Genomic DNA, 16,425 nt, shown 5'->3' on the forward strand with positions numbered 1-16,425 from the left:
ATTTCAACACAAATTCCACAAATTATCACAAATTATTTTGCATTTATTATTTCACTAATTAAAGTTTGTGAAATTTAAGTTTTGAAATTTTCGTGAAATTCGTGTCTTTTCCTTAACCAATCATCCCAATAAAATCATCTTCGCTGATAATTGCTATTCCGAGTTGGTTGGCTTTTTCAAGTTTGGCTGGTCCCATATTGTCGCCTGCCACCACATAATCAGTTTTAGACGAAATAGAACTTCCCACTTTTCCGCCATTATCTTCGATTGCTTTTTTCAAATCATCTCTTGAAAATTTTTCAAAAACACCCGAAACCACAAAGGTTTTTCCAACTAGCTTATCAGTTGCATTTGGATTAAAAGTTTCAACAACTTCAAATTGAACTCCATGCTTTTTTAATCTCTCAACTGTGATTACATTGGTTTCATTTTCAAAAAACTCAATTACACTTTGCGCAATTCTATCGCCAATTTCATCTACCAAAACCAAATCTAATAGAGAAGCTTGTCGCAAGGCATCAATGCTTTTGTAATGTTTAGCCAACTTTTTGGCAACAGTTTCTCCAACATAACGGATTCCTAATGCATACAAAACACGCTCAAATGGAACATTTTTAGACAACTGCACACCATTCACCAAATTCTCAGCCGATTTTTGTGCCATTCTTTCTAATGGTTTGATTTGGTCAACTGTCAATTCGTACAAATCAGCATAATTCTGAACCAAACCATTATTGTATAGTAAAGCTACGGTTTCGCCACCTAATCCTTCAATATCCATCGCTTTTCGCGAAATATAGTGCTGAATTCTGCCTATAATTTGCGGCGGACAACCATAAAAATTCGGACAATAATGTTGCGCTTCGCCTTCTTTTCTGATTAATTCTGTTTCACATTCTGGACAATGTGTTATATATTGAGTCGGTTGCGTTGCATTGCCTCTTTTGGCAACACCAATAATTTTTGGAATAATTTCGCCGCCTTTTTCTACAAAAACATCATCGCCTACTCTAATATCTAACTTTTCAATTTGATCGGCATTGTGCAAAGAAGCACGTTTTACAATAGTTCCAGCGAGTTGAACAGGTTCTAAATTGGCAACAGGTGTAATCGCTCCAGTACGACCCACTTGATACGAAATTGAATTTAATGTTGTTGTAACTTGCTCTGATTTAAACTTATAAGCAATCGCCCAACGTGGAGATTTGGCTGTATAGCCTAACTCATTTTGGTGATTAAAATCATTCACTTTTATCACAACACCATCTGTTTCATAAGGCAAATTGTGACGATGCGTGTCCCAATAATTGATAAATTCAAAAACTTCTTCAAGGTTTTTTGCTAATTTAGATTCACTTGGAACTTTGAAACCCCATTTTCTAGCTGCTTCCAATCCATCAAATTGGCTGTTGAAAGGAAGATTGTTTCCTATAATAAAATACAAAAGGCAATCCAAAGGGCGTTTGGCAACTTCGGCACTATCTTGCAATTTTAAACTTCCAGAAGCAGTATTTCTCGGGTTAGAATAAGGAGTTTCACCAATTTCTATAAGTTCTTGATTCATTTTTTCAAAACCTTCAAACGGCAAAATAATTTCTCCACGAATATCAAATTTAGGCGGGAAATTTCCTTTCAAAACCAGCGGAATTGACTTAATAGTTTTAATATTATTAGTCACTTCATCACCCTGAAAACCATCGCCACGCGTTACTGCTCTTGCTAATTTTCCGTTTTCATAAGTTATACTGATAGATGCACCGTCATATTTTAATTCGCAAGTATATTCTAGATTTACATTTCCTAGAGCTTTTTGAATTTTGGTTTCCCAATCGTACAAATCTTCTTTTGAATAGGAATTATCAAGCGAATACATTCTATTTTCATGAACAACAGTTGCAAAATTCTTGGTTATAGTTCCACCAACGCGCTGTGAAGGTGAATTTTCATCAAAAAATTCAGGATGCATGGCTTCTAATTCTTGAAGTTGTTTTAGCTTTTGATCAAACTCAAAGTCAGAAATCGTTGGGTTATCCAACACATAATAGTTGTGATTATGCTGATTGAGTTCTTCACGCAAAGATTGAATCGTACTTGAAATATCCATAAAAAAAATTGGCTATAATAGTGTTTAATTTTGCACTAAAATAACCAATAATTTTGAATTTGTTGCAAAAAAACTATTGCATAATTGTCTTAATTTGTGTGTAAAGCTGTCCATCGCTCAAAATGGTGCCTTGCATTATCAAATCGAATAGTGATTCGTTGCGTTCTTTGTCGTAGTTCTTTTTACCTGTCAGAATTTCAACAGTTTCTGTAAAAATATTGTCGGTTAACCATTGTAAACCTTCTTTGGTAAGAAAATCAACTTCGGGAACTAATGATTTCAAAACCATAGAATCTATGTAGTCTTCTTTGCAATGAAATAAGAAAATATGATTTTTGGAGAAATGCTCAAGGTATTCAGCTTTAGTTAAAACACCTTCCCAAATCAAATCTGAAAAAACATCCAATTCTTGTTCAGCAACTTCTGGTTTTTCTTCTTTAATGGTATCCCATTCTTTTTTATCAATAGATTGTGAAGCTAGAAAATTAGTAAATTCTGGATGTAGTTCCTCAAATTGTTCTTTGGTAAGTCTTGCGTATTTCATTTTGAAAGTTTGGCTAAATCTTTAAATTTTAAATTAAAAAAAATCCCGATTTCGTTTTGCAACGATTCGGGATTTTGTATGATTGAAGCTAGCTATTATTGCTCAGCAACGATTTCATAAGGTAATTCAACAATTACATCTCTGTGAAGTCTAACGTTAGCAAAATATTTACCTGTACGTTTAACAATTCCAGAAGTGATGAATTTTCTATCAATTTCTTGACCAGCTTTAGCAAGAGCTTCAGCAACATCAATATTTGTAATTGAACCGAAAAGTTTTTCACCACCAGCTTTAGCTGTAATTTTAATTTCTAAAGCTTTTAATGCCTCAGCAATTTTCTTAGCGTCATCAACAATTTTAGCTTCTTTATGAGCTTTTTGTTTCAAGTTTTCAGCTAATACTTTTTTTGCAGACGATGTTGCTAAATGAGCAAATCCTTGAGGAATCAAAAAGTTTCTTCCGTATCCTGCTTTTACAGTAACTACGTCATCTTTGAAACCTAAGTTTTGAACGTCTTTTTTTAATATAATTTCCATGTTGTTGTCCTTTTATTTTTAGAAGTTAGTCACGCCAAAAGCGTGACAACAACTTAATTTAATGTATTATTTTAATAAATCCGCCACATATGGCATTAATGCTAAATGTCTTGCTCTTTTCACAGCAACAGACACTTTTCTTTGGTACTTCAATGAAGTTCCTGTTAAACGACGAGGAAGAATTTTTCCTTGTTCATTAACAAATTTCAACAAGAAATCAGCATCTTTATAATCGATGTACTTAATTCCTGATTTTTTGAAACGACAATATTTTTTTACTTTATTCGTATCTATATTTAAAGGTGTAAGATATCTGATATCTCCATCTTTTTTTCCTTTTGCAGATTGTTCTATTGTAGCCATTAGATTATGCTTTTGCGGTTTTTAATTTAGCTCTTCTTCTTTCAGCCCAAGAAATTGCATGTTTGTCTAAACTTACAGTTAAGAAACGCATAACTCTTTCGTCACGTCTGAATTCAGTTTCAAAAGCGATTAGCACTTCTGGTGCCACTTTGAACTCGAATAAATGGTAAAAACCACTTTTTTTGTTTTGGATTTCGTAAGCCATTTTTTTCAGACCCCAATCCTCTTTTGATACCATTTCAGCTCCTCTAGACGTAAGAAATTCTTCAAATTTGCTTACTGTTTCCTTTACCTGAACGTCAGATAAAACGGGATTTAAAATGAAAACAGTTTCATAATGATTCATATAATTTGTATTTAATTATTAAAATGGGTGCAAAAGTAATCATTCTTTTTAAATTGACAAGCAATTATTTCATTTTTATCGCTGTAATGCAAAAATATCCGATAAAATTAGGTTTGTTAAATAATTGTTATTACTTTCGTTATTCCAAATCTCATAATATACATATATATGAAGCTAAATTGTGTTGTTGTGGATGACAGTTCGTTACAACGAATGATAACTGCAAAGTTAGTAAATAACCATCCCAATCTACGTTTAATAGGCGATTTTTCTAACGCCATTGAAGCCAAAAACTGTATGTCTGTGCATACTATAGACTTGATATTTTTAGATATTGAAATGCCCGTAATAAGTGGTTTCGATTTTCTAGATGGGCTAAAAGTCAAACCTCAAATTATTTTTATTACTTCAAAAGCTGAATATGCTATGAAAGCTTTTGATTATGATGCAACAGATTATCTGCAAAAACCTATCGCTTTAGATAGATTTAATGCCTCTGTTAAGCGAGCGATGGAAAACCATATGCTTAAAAGAGAAAATCATGATGAAACTGGAGATCATATCTTTATTAAGAGTAATCTAAAAAAGTTGAAAATTTTCACTGCTAAAATCAAATGGATTGAAGCTTTTGGTGATTATGTAAAAGTAGTTACCGAAGAAGACACCAACTTAGTATTATCGACTATGAAATCTTTTGAAAAAGATTTATCAAAAGAAAAATTCATTAGAGTTCACAAATCCTATATTATCAATATAGATAAGGTAGAACGTTTTAATAGTAAGTTTGCCGAAATTGGAATTACCAAAATCCCATTGAGCAGAAATAAAAAAGAAGATTTAATTAAAGCCTTAGCTATTGCTTAAAAATCTACATTTACGGCTATTTTTATAGCTCTATATTGCGCAACCGTTTCAAAACTATTCAGTATTTTCTGGATAGTTTTTTTTGTTGGTGTTAAAGGTATATTTTGCGGAATTTTAATCATTATTGTTCGAATGTATTCATTACGAATTCTACTAATTGGCGGTTCTTCTGGTCCAAGCACTGGAATAGAAAGATTTTGTTGCATGACTTGATACAACCACATCGAACCTTCTTTTAATTTATCAAAATCGCGGTGTTTCAAAGTGAACTTTATCATTCTGAAATACGGTGGATATTTATAAATACTTCTCTCGTACAATTGTTCTTTGTACATACCACTATAATCATTATTAGTAACTTGCTGAATGGTATTATGATTAGGATTATAAGTCTGAATTACAACTTTTCCACGTTTTTCAGAACGACCAGAACGACCGGCAACTTGCGTCATCATTTGGTAACTTCTTTCAAAAGCTCTAAAATCGGGATGATACAGCATATTATCAGCGTTCATAATTCCGACTAGACTTACATTATCAAAATCTAATCCTTTGGCTAGCATTTGAGTTCCTACCAAAATATCAAATTCACGATTTTTGAAAGAATCAATAATTTTTTCAAAACCAAATTTTCCTCGAGTTGTATCTTGATCCATTCGCCCAATTTTGGCATTCGGAAAAAGAGTTAGTAATTCTTGTTGAATTTGTTCTGTTCCAAAACCTTTGGTTGTAAGATCTACACTTGAACAATTATGACAATTGGTCGGATTGGCAATGGAATAACCGCAATAATGACAACGCAACTGATTTTTATGCTTATGATACGTCAAACTCACGTCACATTGCTGGCATTGAGGTACATGACCGCAAGTCATACATTCAACAACGGGCGAAAATCCTCTACGGTTTTGAAACAAAATAACTTGCTCTCCAAGTGAAATGGCTTCTGTTATAGATTCAATCAAATCATCGCTGAAATGACCGTTCATTTTTTTTCTGAAATATTTGTCTTTCAAATCAACCAACTGGATTTCTGGCATTTGCACTTTTCCGTATCGCTCGGAAATTTCTACCAAACCATATTTTCCCGATTGTGCATTATAATAAGTTTCAATACTTGGGGTTGCCGAACCCAAAACCACTTTTGCTTTTTGAAAACTGGCTAAAACAATAGCCGCATCTCGTGCATGATAACGTGGCGAAGGATCAACTTGCTTGAAAGTTTGCTCATGTTCTTCGTCAACAATGATTAAACCTAAATTAGAAAAAGGCAAAAACAAAGCAGACCTTGCTCCTATTACAACTTGAGCTTTTTCGGAATTTTCTAAAACTTGTTTCCAAACTTCAACGCGTTCGTTATTATTATATTTAGAATGGAAAACAGCAACTTTATTACCAAAATAAGAAGTTAAACGAGTAACTAATTGAGTTGTCAAAGCTATTTCGGGCAACAAATAAAGAACTTGCTTTTCGCTAGCCAAATATGATTCGATTAGCTTTATGTAAATTTCGGTTTTTCCGCTTGAAGTTACACCGTGCAGCAAATTGACTTCTTTAGTTTCAAAATTTTGTTGCAATTCGTCAAGTGCTTTTTGTTGTGCTTGACTTAATTGTAACTGGTTTTCTTTTTTGTTTTTATCAAAATTAACTCTGTCTTCTTGCAAATAATATTCTTCAAAAATTTCTTTATCTACTAATGCTTTTACAATTGAAGATGTAGAATTCGCGGTTTCTACCAAATGTTTAACAGTAATTGGCTTTTTGAAACTAGCACTTAACTGAAAATAACTCAGAACTATTTCTCTTTGTTTTGCAGCATTTTTTAGTGTTTCTAGCAATTCATTCAAACTTTCACTTGAACTATATTTGGTGTGCAAACGAACATAACGAATTAACTTTGGTTTGTAAGTTTCGTTCATTTCTTCGTGAAGCACCAACACATTTTTATCGAGCAAACTTTGAATTATTGGAAAAATATTTTTCTTATTCAGAATAGCTGAAATAGCATCAATCTTGATTGAACTTTGGTATTGCAGTGCTTCAAAAACTAAGAATTCATCATCAGTAAGCAAACTTTCATCAATAAAAACGTCTTGTTTTTGTGAAATAATCGTTTCATTTTCGAGTAACAAAGCACTCGGTAAAGCACTTCTAAAAACATCGCCAATGGCACACATATAATAAGATGCAATCCATTGCCAATGTTGAATTTGGAAAGAATTTACAATTGGTTTTTCGTCAAGAATTTGATGTATTTCTTTTGCTTCATACAATGTTGGATTGTTGCGATGCACTTCGACTGCTAATGAAGTGTAGATTTTGCTTTTGCCAAACGGTACAGCAATTCGCATTCCGGGTTGAATGTAATGGTATTCTGCTTCAGAAATTCTGTAGGTAAAGGTTTTAGAAAGCGATAATGGCAGAATTACTTCGACAAAATACATTTGCAAATTCTATAATTATGATTTAACTCTGTACCAATATTGAGTACGACCTAACAAAGATAGTCCTATAAAACCTCTAACTTTTAGCTTGTCTTTCCCATCTAGTTTGATGTAACAATTGTAAAGTTTGCCACTCTTTGGGTCTAAAATCTGCCCATCATTATATTCATCTTCATCTTTAACCAATCCTTTAATGATTGTAAGACCAAGTATTGGTTTATTTTTATCTGAATTTGGGCATAAACTGCACAGTTTGTCTCGTTTTTCGGCGTCAATTATTTCAACAATTTTACCATATATTTTTTTATCTTTTTGAAAAACTTCAATTACAGAAGTTTCCTTTCCGGTTTCATCATCAATAGTTTTCCATTTTCCAATTATTGATTGCGAAAAAAGATTTGATGAAATCATACTTACAAGAATAACCAATCTAATCATACTTCAACTGTTTAAAATTATTTTTATGCTTGTTAATTATTGCATTTAGTTCAAATCCGAGTAGCAAAATTATGCAGTTTATCCAGATAAAAAACATCAAAATTAGCAAAGTTCCGATTGAACCATAGAGTTCATTGTATTTTGAAAATTTTTCAACCCAAATTCCAAATCCATATGAACTAAGCAATATTAGAATAGTAGTCGTAATGGAACCAACGGTTATAAAGGCACGTCTTTTATCTCGTTTTATTCCAAATTTGAATAAAATGGAAGTGGTCATAAGTATCATTAAAATAACGAAAATGTATCGACCAATTCGGATAAGCGAAATTTTTTCACTCAAAACATCTTGAAGAATGGTTTGCTGAATTAATACTTCAAAAACAATGATAGTTGCGATGGTTACAAAAAGCACTGTTGTTAGCAATAATGACATGGCAATTGCTACTAAATATTGTCGAACATACGGTCGTTTTATAGCGATATTTTTGGAACTTTCAAAACCGCTAAGCACAGCATTTAAACCATTTGCCATTAAGAAAATAGACAAAATAAAACCCGAAGATAACAAGCCTGAATGACTATTATTAAGAATATCATTAATGATTGTTGCAATAGCATCATACGTTCTTGGCGGAACACCTTGCTCGACAAACTCAAGAAAATCTTGTTGAAAACCTTCAATTGGAATATACGGAATTAAGTTAAGAATGAACAGTGCAAATGGAAATAGTGCCATGAAGAAACTGAACGAAATTGCAGCCGCTCGATACGACAAATCGCCTTCGATAATTCCGATGGTGTAATGTTCTAAGAATTCATAAAGCGACATTCCGTTGAGAAACGGAAGTTTGATGCTTCTTAAAAACCGAACAATTCCCTTGACTAATGGAATTTTGCCAACAAGTATTTTTACTTTTTCATCCATTTTTTTTCAATCAAATCGCTTTAAGACTCAAATCCATGTTATAAACTGAATGCGTTAAGGCACCTGACGAAATATAATTCACCCCACAATCGGCATATTGTCGGATGGTATTCTCATTGATATTTCCTGAAGATTCTGTTAGACATTTGGTTCCAATTAATTCGACTGCTTTTTTGGTGTCTTCAAAATTGAAATTGTCAATCAAAATTCGGTAAACACCGTCAGATTGAAGAATTTCTTTGATTTCATCAAGGTTTCTAGCTTCAACAATTATTTTTAAATCTTTGTTATTTTGTTGCAAATATTCCTTTGTTTTGTTGATGGCATTGGTAATTCCGCCAGCAAAATCATTGTGATTGTCTTTTAGCATAATCATGTCGTAAAGAGCAAAACGATGATTTTCGCCACCACCAATTTTGACAGCCCATTTTTCGCAAGCTCGGAAACCTGGTGTTGTTTTGCGAGTATCTAAAATTTTGGTCGAAGTTCCTTCTAACAACTGCACATAACTATTTGTTTTAGTTGCAATTGCCGACATTCTTTGCATCGAATTCAAAACCAATCGTTCCGCTTTCAAAATAGATTGTGAGCTTCCAGAAACATGAAAAACTACATCGCCATAGTTTACTTTTTCTCCATCATTTATAAAGGTCTCCACTTGGAGATTGGCATCGACATACTTAAAAACCATTTTGGCAAAATCAACGCCAGCGATAATTCCGTTATCTTTAACTAGAAGTTTAGCTTTTCCTGTTGCTTCTTTTGGAATACAAGCAAGTGAACTGTGATCGCCATCGCCGACATCTTCTCGGATGGCATTTTGAATAATTAGATTAAGTTCGTTTTGAAATTGTGCTTCTGAAATCATAGTAAAAAATTTGAATGGCTAAAATAATGAAATTTGTTGATTTGAATAATGATAAAAGTGATTTTATTGTATCTTTACTTTGCCTAACCAATATATTTTTATAAATATGAAAGCAAGAAAAAAACTTATCATTTTGGCAATTTTATTTATTATTACATTAGGAAATTATAGTAGAAACACTAGCGAAGTAAAATCTGTTGCCTTTTTGTCTATTTTTGCACTTGGTGCTATAACAGCATTATTTGTGCGTGAAATACTAGTTACTTTAAAAAACAGATAGTTTTCTATGAATATCAAATTGCTAGCCATTGGCAAAACAGACAACAAATCGTTGCAAACACTAATTGATGATTACACAAAACGATTGTCGTTTTACATCAAATTTGATTTAGAAATTATTCCCGATATAAAAAACGTAAAAAATCTTTCTGAAAGTCAGCAAAAAGAGAAAGAAGGCGAACTTATTTTGTCCAAATTAGTTGCAACCGACCAATTAATTTTACTTGACGAAAACGGAACGACATTTTCGAGTGTTGGATTTTCCGATTATTTGCAAAAGAAGATGAATGCCGGTATCAAAACCTTGGTTTTTGTAATTGGCGGTCCTTATGGTTTTAGCGATGAAGTTTACAAGAAAGCACAAGGTAAAATTTCACTTTCGGCGATGACTTTTTCGCATCAAATGGTTCGACTTTTTGTGATTGAACAATTATATCGCGGATTTACTATTTTAAGAAACGAACCTTATCATCATCAGTGATTTGGTTGTAAGTTTACAGTTATCAGTCGCAGTAAGCAGTTTAATTGCTCGTTTGTCATTCTGACGAAAGAAGAATCTCAATAAAAGTATTCTTCATTGGTTAAATTCATAACTGGAATTTGAAATTGTAGTTCTGCTATATAGACATTATTTCTGATAAATTTTTGATAATTACTTTTTAAATCATGACAAAAAATATACTTATTCGGTTTGTCACTAGGAATTGATAGTAGATATTCAAATAATTTTTCTTTCTTTACTTCTGTTTGGTTTTTACCTTGATTTTCTATAACAATAATTTTATCATTTTTTTCAAAATAAATTTGAATCCCAAATTGAGGTTTACCAATTACATATTTTATTTTTGTAAAAGGCACAAATGCTAACTTTTTGTGAATGCTATCTGAATACGAAAAATAGTTTTGGGATTCAGCATTGTTGTGCATACTTCCCGATTTTTTTGCTTGCATTTTTATGACTTCAGGAATCACTAATTTCAATGGTAAACGCTTATCAATGTTGAAAATCCAGTTGGTTGAACTTATGGAGTTTTTTCGGTTTAAATCGACTAAAGTATCATTTTCTTTGGTTTCAAAAAACATATAAATCGGTGAATGATCATTAACAGTTGCAACAATTGTTCTATCAACTTGTGGCAACAAAACTTCTTTATTACTACAAGAAACTAACATTAAAACTAAAAAAAAATAAACTATATTTTTCATTTTGGAATTTGGGATTTAACTATTGGAATTTAATTTAGTATATAATTTGACACATTCTACCGCTTCTTTAACATCGTGAACACGTAGAATTTTGGCGCCTTTCATTAAGCTAATGGTATTTAACGATGTTGTTCCGTTTAGGCTATTTTGTGCATCAGTTTCTAAGGTTTTGTAAATCATTGATTTTCTCGAAATTCCAGCTAAAATTGGCAATTCTAGCATTTGAAATAATTCTAGTTTGTTCAAAACTTCAAAATTTTGTTCGAGTGTTTTTGCAAAACCAAATCCAGGATCTAAAATCAAATCATTTATTCCTAAACTTCTGGCTTTAGCAACTTTTTCAGAAAAATAGAAAATCATTTCTTTTACAATATTTTCATATTGGGTTAGCGATTGCATGGTTTTCGGAGTTCCTTTCATGTGCATCATAATGTACGGAACTTGCAATTCGGCAACAGTTTTCATCATGTTTTCATCAAGATTTCCTGCTGAAATATCATTTATAATTGCAGCACCATTTTCGATACTTTCTTTGGCCACTTTACTTCTAAAAGTATCAATAGAAATAAGTGTTTCAGGAAATTTTTGAATTATACTAGTAATAATAGGAATAACACGTTGCAATTCTTCTTCTTCTGAAACAAATTCAGCATTAGGTTTACTTGAATAACCGCCAATATCTATGAAAGTCGCGCCTTCATTCAGCATTTTTTCAACTTGATTTAGTACAGCTTTCCCATCTACAAATTTTCCACCATCATAAAAAGAATTAGGTGTTACATTGAGGATTCCCATCACTTTTGGTGTGGCGAAATCGATAAGTTGTCCTTTGCAGTTTATTGTCATTGAAAGTTTAAGAGTTTAAGGGTTTAAGAGTTTAAAGGTTTAAAAGTTTAGAAGTTTTTTGAGTTTTTTCTATTTTTGATATTAGACATAATTCACTACTTTTGACCCAAGACCTTTTTAGGTCGAACTGTACGTAGTAAAAAATATATTGCAAAGATACTATTAATGAAGAATACTTCACAAGAATACGACAAAGTTATTGGCATTTGCCGCGATTTATTTACCAAAAAAATGACCGATTATGGAAGTGCTTGGCGCATTTTGAGATTGCCATCGCTTACCGACCAAATTTTCATCAAAGCGCAACGTATTCGCAGTTTGCAAGAAAATGAAGTTCGAAAAGTTGACGAAGATGAAACGGGTGAATTCATCGGAATTATCAATTATTGTATTATGGCGTTGATTCAGTTAGAATTAGGTGTTGTTGATCAACCCGATTTGGATGTTGCCAGAGCCACAAAATTATACGATGAAAAAATTGCATTAACTAAAGAATTAATGGAAAACAAAAACCATGATTACGGTGAAGCTTGGCGCGAAATGCGAGTAAGTTCATTAACCGATTTGATTCTGCAAAAGTTACTTCGCGTAAAACAAATTGAAGACAACAAAGGAAAAACATTGGTTTCAGAAGGTATAGATGCTAATTACCAAGATATGATTAACTATTCGGTTTTTGCGTTGATTTTAATGAAGAAGTTTTAATTTATCAAATAGCAAATAACAAAAAACAAATTTCAAATAAATTCAAAATTTTAAAATTCAATTTTCGAAATTTATGGAAACGAAAAAATATGATTTAGAAGAGAGAACACTCCAATATGCTATTGATTGTAGGTTGTTTTTGAAAAAGATTCCCAAAACAATTTCTAATATTGAAGATGGTAAACAGTTGGTTAGAGCATCTGGTTCTGTTGGAGCAAATTATATTGAAGCAAATGAATCTTTAAGTAAAAAAGATTTCAATTATAGAATTAAGATTTGTAGAAAAGAATCAAAAGAATGTTCCTATTGGTTGAAAATTATAAAAGCAACCAATTCAGAAGAAAACGAAAAAGCCAATTCAATTTTAATTCAAGAAGCGGAAGAATTGAAAAAAATATTTTCTGCCATATTGGAAAAATCAAAAGAATAAGTTTAGAATTTTGAAAATTAATGATTCAGAATTTATTTGAAATTTGAAATTTGTAATTTGGAATTTAACCTAATAACATCTCATTAACAACTCATAAAGATTCGCTTTTTTACCTTTGTTAAAAATAAATTTATGGAAAACAAAAAGACTTACATAGCTTGGGCAATCAGAATTATTGTTGCCTTTTTATTCATTATTTCGGCTATTGCCAAATTATATCCATCACCTTATTTTGCAATTTCAACATTTGAAGTAAAACAACTTTACTCATTAGGTTTTTCAGAAAGTATTGCACCTTATTTTTCAAGAACCTTGATTGGAATTGAAATGGCTTTAGGACTTTTATTATTGCAAAATCATTGGTTGCGCAAGTTTATTATTCCAGCCACAATATTACTTTTAGCAGTTTTTGTTGGACATTTGACGTATGTAACTTTTTTAAGTGGTGGAAATTCTGGAAATTGCGGTTGCTTTGGCGAGTTAATTCCAATGACACCAATTGAAGCAATTATCAAAAACCTTGTTGCTATTGGTTTGTTAGCGTATTTATTCACCATTTTGCCAAAATTTGATTCAATAAAACACAACTTTTGGATATTGACAACTGTTTTGTTCGCTTCAATATTAGCAATTTATATGTTGGCACCAATTCAGCCACCAGCAGCAAAATTTACGGTTTCCCCAATAGAAGAAACGGTTGAAGACACAATTACTGATGGGAATTCAATTGAAATTGACTCTGTAAAAGCTGAAATACCAGTTACTGAAATCAAGAAAGATTCTGTTGCAACTTCTGTAAAAGTTGAAAAAGAAGCTGTTGAACCTAAAAAAGTAAAATCAGGTTATGCTAAGTTTTTTCCAAGTATTGATAAAAACAAAAAAATTCTAGGCTTTTTTGCACCAGGTTGTGAACATTGTATAGAAACTGCGAAACAACTAACAGAAATGCGCAAAAAAGATCCTAGTTTGCCACCATTATCAATACTTTTTATGAATGAAGAAGCCGATTTGATTCCTCAATTTTTTGAAAAAGCGGGTGCCACTTATCAATATCAAGTTTTAGAAATTATTCCGTTTTGGACCATTCTTGGTAGCGGAAAAGATACGCCTGGCGTTAAGTATCTTTGGAATGGAAACGATATTAAATTTTATTGGGGAATTACCGACAATAAATTTAATGGTTCAGAATTCAATCAATTTATCAAAAAGGATTATACTGAATTAAAAAAAACAAATCCTAAATTATAACGCAATTTTATGAAAATGAAGTTACAGCTTTAGTAACTTTGTTAAAAATTAGAAATTATGAAAAATATTGCAATTGCCTTATTACTTATTATGACTACGATATCGTGTACCAATGCACAAAAACAATTTTCTAGTAAAAGTAAAAAACAGAAATTAACCACTCTTGAAGGTAAAGAAGTTAGTTTTGGTGATGTTTTAAATCAATACAAAGGAAAAACAATTGTGCTTGAAGTATGGGCATCATGGTGTAGCGATTGTGTAAAAGCAATGCCAAAAGTAAAAGAATTACAAGCCAATAATCCGAATGTTGTTTTCCTATTTGTTTCAATGGACAAAGTGGTTGATAAATGGAAAGCTGGAATAGAAAAACACGAGTTAAAAGGTGAACACTTTTGGGCAAATGATGAGAAAATGATGAAAGGTGCATTCGGGAAATCAATAGATTTAGATTGGATTCCGAGGTATATTGTTATTGATAAAGAACAAAATGTAGTTATCTACAGAGCCATCGAAACAGATTTTGAAAAAATAAATACAACTTTAAAAACGCTAGAATAATGAGAACTAAAATTGTTGCAGGAAACTGGAAAATGCACAAAAATGCTGAAGAAACTGAAGATTTATTGAATGAATTAATTAGTAAACTTCCAAATGATAAAGAAGTTCAAATTATTGTAGCACCAACATTTACCAACTTAGCTTCGGCTGTAGAACATTTAGAATTCACTAATATTAGTGTTGCGGCACAAAATATGCATCAAGCAGAAAATGGTGCTTATACTGGTGAAATTTCGGCTGACATGTTACAAAGTGTTGGTGTAAATACTGTAATTCTTGGGCATTCAGAACGTCGTGCTTATTTTGGTGAAACTGATGCTATCATTTCATATAAAGTTGATACAGCTTTAAAACATAATATGAGTGTAATTTTTTGCTTTGGTGAAGAATTGAAAGACAGACAAGACAAACAACATTTTAATGTAGTTGAAAATCAATTACGTGACGGATTGTTTCATTTAGATAAAACTTCATGGGAAAATATCGTTTTGGCTTATGAACCAGTTTGGGCTATCGGAACAGGAGAAACTGCTTCGCCTGAACAAGCACAAGAAATGCACGAATTTATTAGAGAAACGGTTCGTAAATCATACGGAAGCGATATTGCTGACAACGTTTCAATTTTATATGGTGGAAGCGTAAAACCAGACAATGCAAAAGAAATTTTTGGAAAACCAGATGTTGATGGAGGATTAATTGGTGGTGCAGCTCTAAAAGCAGATGATTTTGCTGCTATTGTAAACGCTATTTAAGATTTCTATTTTTTAAAATTTCAAAATATGAGAAAGTTTTCCTTACTATTTATATTCTTTTTAAGTGCAATTTCTTTTGCACAAACTGCTGATTCTACGGCTGTAGCTGTACAAACTATCAAAACAGAAGAGATTACTGTTTTTCCATGTACTGTTAACAGAATTCCAATGAAATTTATTGTTGATACTTTAAATTACGATGTTAAAATTTCATTGATTGATGCCGATTATTTGTTCAAAAACAACAGCTTACTAAAAGAAGATTTAAGAATGGAAGTTCTTTATGATTTTGAAAAAAAAGGAGTAACTGCTGGTATGAAATTTAATTTGAAAGAAATTGCTATTGGTGGTTTGATTCTGAATAACATAGATGTATTAGTAGTTAAAGATCAAGAAATTCCATTGATTTTTGGAACCAAAATTCTTTCAAAGTTAGGAAAGGTAAATATTGAAAACAATAATTTTGTTTTTGGTAACTTAGTTGAACCTTATTCAGCCATAAAATTTGATTTGACAAATGAAGAATTTTCAGCTAGCCAAAGAACTAAATTAATTGACGATGCAAATCAAGCAATTAGAAATAGTTTAGTTGCTAATCTTAGAAGATTTGTAAGAGGAAATGAAAAAAATGAAGCAAAAGAGCTTAGAGTTTCATTAACTTTTAAAATTGATATGGGTAAAGAAAGTAAAAACGACCAAGCTTATAATGAAGAAATTGAACTAAATCAGAAAACAGTTGCTGGTAAAATGATGTATGAAACATTTAAACTTATAAATACTTCAGAAGAAACCAAGGCAATTATGGACTATTATGACACAACAACTTTTAATTTGGTTTTTATATATATTGATAAAACCATAAAATTAAAATATACTTTACCAAAAGATAATTTATCAAAATTACCAATACCATACACAAAAGAAGAATTTCTTCAATCACTTACTACTTCAAAAAAATAATCTATT

The 16,425-nt window shown here is 31.6% G+C and carries 20 protein-coding genes; 9 read left to right on the plus strand and 11 right to left on the minus strand.

Annotation, left to right across the window (positions count from 1 at the left end; genetic code table 11):
• Window positions 1-112 precede the first annotated feature (112 nt).
• The 5 genes from ligA to rpsF all read right to left on the minus strand — a co-directional run bounded on the left by ligA (window position 113) and on the right by rpsF (window position 3,893).
• Window positions 113-2,104, minus strand: coding sequence for an NAD-dependent DNA ligase LigA (gene ligA / locus O9267_RS00135; RefSeq protein ID WP_298175111.1), 1,992 nt, complete (start codon window positions 2,102-2,104; stop codon window positions 113-115).
• Window positions 2,105-2,177: 73 nt separating this feature from the next.
• The gene (locus O9267_RS00140) at window positions 2,178-2,648 is read right to left on the minus strand and encodes a DUF6495 family protein (protein ID WP_298175112.1); all 471 of its coding nucleotides are present in this window, start codon (window positions 2,646-2,648) and stop codon (window positions 2,178-2,180) included.
• 95 nt (window positions 2,649-2,743) lie between these two features.
• Window positions 2,744-3,184 (minus strand): 50S ribosomal protein L9, encoded by a 441-nt coding sequence (gene rplI, locus O9267_RS00145; protein WP_298175113.1) that lies wholly within the window; start codon window positions 3,182-3,184, stop codon window positions 2,744-2,746.
• A 66-nt stretch (window positions 3,185-3,250) separates the two neighbouring features.
• Window positions 3,251-3,547 carry a 30S ribosomal protein S18 gene (gene rpsR, locus O9267_RS00150; RefSeq protein ID WP_298175114.1) on the minus strand — a complete coding sequence of 99 codons (297 nt, stop codon included), beginning with the start codon at window positions 3,545-3,547 and terminating at the stop codon, window positions 3,251-3,253.
• Window positions 3,548-3,551: 4 nt separating this feature from the next.
• Window positions 3,552-3,893 (minus strand): 30S ribosomal protein S6, encoded by a 342-nt coding sequence (rpsF, locus tag O9267_RS00155; RefSeq protein WP_298175115.1) that lies wholly within the window; start codon window positions 3,891-3,893, stop codon window positions 3,552-3,554.
• Between the two features lie 168 nt (window positions 3,894-4,061).
• On the opposite strand from rpsF, the gene O9267_RS00160 reads away from it, so the two are divergent.
• Entirely contained in the window at window positions 4,062-4,757 is a 696-nt protein-coding gene (locus O9267_RS00160; RefSeq protein WP_298175116.1) for a LytTR family DNA-binding domain-containing protein, read from the plus strand.
• Here the strand turns inward: O9267_RS00160 and priA are convergent.
• From priA to nadC, 4 genes are read right to left on the minus strand one after another with little or no spacing between them, the layout of a single operon-like run.
• Window positions 4,754-7,201, minus strand: coding sequence for a primosomal protein N' (priA, locus tag O9267_RS00165; RefSeq protein ID WP_298175117.1), 2,448 nt, complete (start codon window positions 7,199-7,201; stop codon window positions 4,754-4,756). The two genes, O9267_RS00160 and priA, sit on opposite strands and share 4 nt — an antisense overlap.
• A 15-nt stretch (window positions 7,202-7,216) precedes the next feature.
• A complete protein-coding gene (locus tag O9267_RS00170) occupies window positions 7,217-7,639 on the minus strand; it encodes a DUF2147 domain-containing protein (RefSeq protein ID WP_298175118.1) in 423 nt (140 codons plus the stop codon).
• Window positions 7,632-8,567 (minus strand): YihY/virulence factor BrkB family protein, encoded by a 936-nt coding sequence (locus O9267_RS00175; protein ID WP_298175119.1) that lies wholly within the window; start codon window positions 8,565-8,567, stop codon window positions 7,632-7,634. The genes O9267_RS00170 and O9267_RS00175 overlap by 8 nt, the downstream gene beginning before the upstream one ends.
• A gap of 10 nt (window positions 8,568-8,577) precedes the next feature.
• Window positions 8,578-9,435 carry a carboxylating nicotinate-nucleotide diphosphorylase gene (gene nadC / locus O9267_RS00180; protein WP_298175120.1) on the minus strand — a complete coding sequence of 286 codons (858 nt, stop codon included), beginning with the start codon at window positions 9,433-9,435 and terminating at the stop codon, window positions 8,578-8,580.
• A 106-nt stretch (window positions 9,436-9,541) separates the two neighbouring features.
• On the opposite strand from nadC, the gene O9267_RS00185 reads away from it, so the two are divergent.
• Window positions 9,542-9,715: a hypothetical protein gene (locus O9267_RS00185; RefSeq protein ID WP_298175121.1), complete on the plus strand. Its 174-nt coding sequence runs from the start codon at window positions 9,542-9,544 to the stop codon at window positions 9,713-9,715.
• 6 nt (window positions 9,716-9,721) lie between these two features.
• The gene (gene rlmH, locus O9267_RS00190) at window positions 9,722-10,195 is read left to right on the plus strand and encodes a 23S rRNA (pseudouridine(1915)-N(3))-methyltransferase RlmH (RefSeq protein ID WP_298175122.1); all 474 of its coding nucleotides are present in this window, start codon (window positions 9,722-9,724) and stop codon (window positions 10,193-10,195) included.
• 77 nt (window positions 10,196-10,272) lie between these two features.
• On the opposite strand, the gene O9267_RS00195 is transcribed toward rlmH, so the two are convergent.
• Together O9267_RS00195 and folP are read right to left on the minus strand one after the other, a co-directional pair.
• Window positions 10,273-10,920, minus strand: coding sequence for a hypothetical protein (locus O9267_RS00195; RefSeq protein ID WP_298175123.1), 648 nt, complete (start codon window positions 10,918-10,920; stop codon window positions 10,273-10,275).
• Between the two features lie 15 nt (window positions 10,921-10,935).
• Window positions 10,936-11,766: a dihydropteroate synthase gene (folP, locus tag O9267_RS00200; protein WP_298175124.1), complete on the minus strand. Its 831-nt coding sequence runs from the start codon at window positions 11,764-11,766 to the stop codon at window positions 10,936-10,938.
• Between the two features lie 165 nt (window positions 11,767-11,931).
• On the opposite strand from folP, the gene O9267_RS00205 reads away from it, so the two are divergent.
• The 6 genes from O9267_RS00205 to O9267_RS00230 all read left to right on the plus strand — a co-directional run bounded on the left by O9267_RS00205 (window position 11,932) and on the right by O9267_RS00230 (window position 16,419).
• The gene (locus O9267_RS00205) at window positions 11,932-12,471 is read left to right on the plus strand and encodes a DUF1599 domain-containing protein (protein WP_298175125.1); all 540 of its coding nucleotides are present in this window, start codon (window positions 11,932-11,934) and stop codon (window positions 12,469-12,471) included.
• Between the two features lie 73 nt (window positions 12,472-12,544).
• Window positions 12,545-12,901 (plus strand): four helix bundle protein, encoded by a 357-nt coding sequence (locus O9267_RS00210; protein WP_298175126.1) that lies wholly within the window; start codon window positions 12,545-12,547, stop codon window positions 12,899-12,901.
• A gap of 132 nt (window positions 12,902-13,033) precedes the next feature.
• On the plus strand, window positions 13,034-14,149 hold the full coding sequence (locus tag O9267_RS00215) for a MauE/DoxX family redox-associated membrane protein (RefSeq protein WP_298175127.1): 1,116 nt from the start codon (window positions 13,034-13,036) through the stop codon (window positions 14,147-14,149).
• 57 nt (window positions 14,150-14,206) lie between these two features.
• A complete protein-coding gene (locus O9267_RS00220) occupies window positions 14,207-14,707 on the plus strand; it encodes a TlpA disulfide reductase family protein (protein WP_298175128.1) in 501 nt (166 codons plus the stop codon).
• Window positions 14,707-15,459 carry a triose-phosphate isomerase gene (gene tpiA / locus O9267_RS00225; protein WP_298175129.1) on the plus strand — a complete coding sequence of 251 codons (753 nt, stop codon included), beginning with the start codon at window positions 14,707-14,709 and terminating at the stop codon, window positions 15,457-15,459. Before O9267_RS00220 ends, tpiA begins: the two co-directional genes overlap by 1 nt.
• Before the next feature lie 27 nt (window positions 15,460-15,486).
• Entirely contained in the window at window positions 15,487-16,419 is a 933-nt protein-coding gene (locus O9267_RS00230; protein ID WP_298175130.1) for a retroviral-like aspartic protease family protein, read from the plus strand.
• Window positions 16,420-16,425: the final 6 nt, after the last annotated feature.

The sequence above is a fragment of the Flavobacterium sp. genome (genome assembly GCF_027531705.1).
GTDB lineage: Bacteria > Bacteroidota > Bacteroidia > Flavobacteriales > Flavobacteriaceae > Flavobacterium.

Bases quoted from the DNA above. Each gene is read 5' to 3' on its own strand.
- ligA (WP_298175111.1), bottom strand. From the start codon at position 2,104: ATGGATATTTCAAGTACGATTCAATCTTTGCGTGAAGAACTCAATCAG.
- O9267_RS00140 (WP_298175112.1), bottom strand. From the start codon at position 2,648: ATGAAATACGCAAGACTTACCAAAGAACAATTTGAGGAACTACATCCA.
- rplI (WP_298175113.1), bottom strand. From the start codon at position 3,184: ATGGAAATTATATTAAAAAAAGACGTTCAAAACTTAGGTTTCAAAGAT.
- rpsR (WP_298175114.1), bottom strand. From the start codon at position 3,547: ATGGCTACAATAGAACAATCTGCAAAAGGAAAAAAAGATGGAGATATC.
- rpsF (WP_298175115.1), bottom strand. From the start codon at position 3,893: ATGAATCATTATGAAACTGTTTTCATTTTAAATCCCGTTTTATCTGAC.
- O9267_RS00160 (WP_298175116.1), top strand. From the start codon at position 4,062: ATGAAGCTAAATTGTGTTGTTGTGGATGACAGTTCGTTACAACGAATG.
- priA (WP_298175117.1), bottom strand. From the start codon at position 7,201: ATGTATTTTGTCGAAGTAATTCTGCCATTATCGCTTTCTAAAACCTTT.
- O9267_RS00170 (WP_298175118.1), bottom strand. From the start codon at position 7,639: ATGATTAGATTGGTTATTCTTGTAAGTATGATTTCATCAAATCTTTTT.
- O9267_RS00175 (WP_298175119.1), bottom strand. From the start codon at position 8,567: ATGGATGAAAAAGTAAAAATACTTGTTGGCAAAATTCCATTAGTCAAG.
- nadC (WP_298175120.1), bottom strand. From the start codon at position 9,435: ATGATTTCAGAAGCACAATTTCAAAACGAACTTAATCTAATTATTCAA.
- O9267_RS00185 (WP_298175121.1), top strand. From the start codon at position 9,542: ATGAAAGCAAGAAAAAAACTTATCATTTTGGCAATTTTATTTATTATT.
- rlmH (WP_298175122.1), top strand. From the start codon at position 9,722: ATGAATATCAAATTGCTAGCCATTGGCAAAACAGACAACAAATCGTTG.
- O9267_RS00195 (WP_298175123.1), bottom strand. From the start codon at position 10,920: ATGAAAAATATAGTTTATTTTTTTTTAGTTTTAATGTTAGTTTCTTGT.
- folP (WP_298175124.1), bottom strand. From the start codon at position 11,766: ATGACAATAAACTGCAAAGGACAACTTATCGATTTCGCCACACCAAAA.
- O9267_RS00205 (WP_298175125.1), top strand. From the start codon at position 11,932: ATGAAGAATACTTCACAAGAATACGACAAAGTTATTGGCATTTGCCGC.
- O9267_RS00210 (WP_298175126.1), top strand. From the start codon at position 12,545: ATGGAAACGAAAAAATATGATTTAGAAGAGAGAACACTCCAATATGCT.
- O9267_RS00215 (WP_298175127.1), top strand. From the start codon at position 13,034: ATGGAAAACAAAAAGACTTACATAGCTTGGGCAATCAGAATTATTGTT.
- O9267_RS00220 (WP_298175128.1), top strand. From the start codon at position 14,207: ATGAAAAATATTGCAATTGCCTTATTACTTATTATGACTACGATATCG.
- tpiA (WP_298175129.1), top strand. From the start codon at position 14,707: ATGAGAACTAAAATTGTTGCAGGAAACTGGAAAATGCACAAAAATGCT.
- O9267_RS00230 (WP_298175130.1), top strand. From the start codon at position 15,487: ATGAGAAAGTTTTCCTTACTATTTATATTCTTTTTAAGTGCAATTTCT.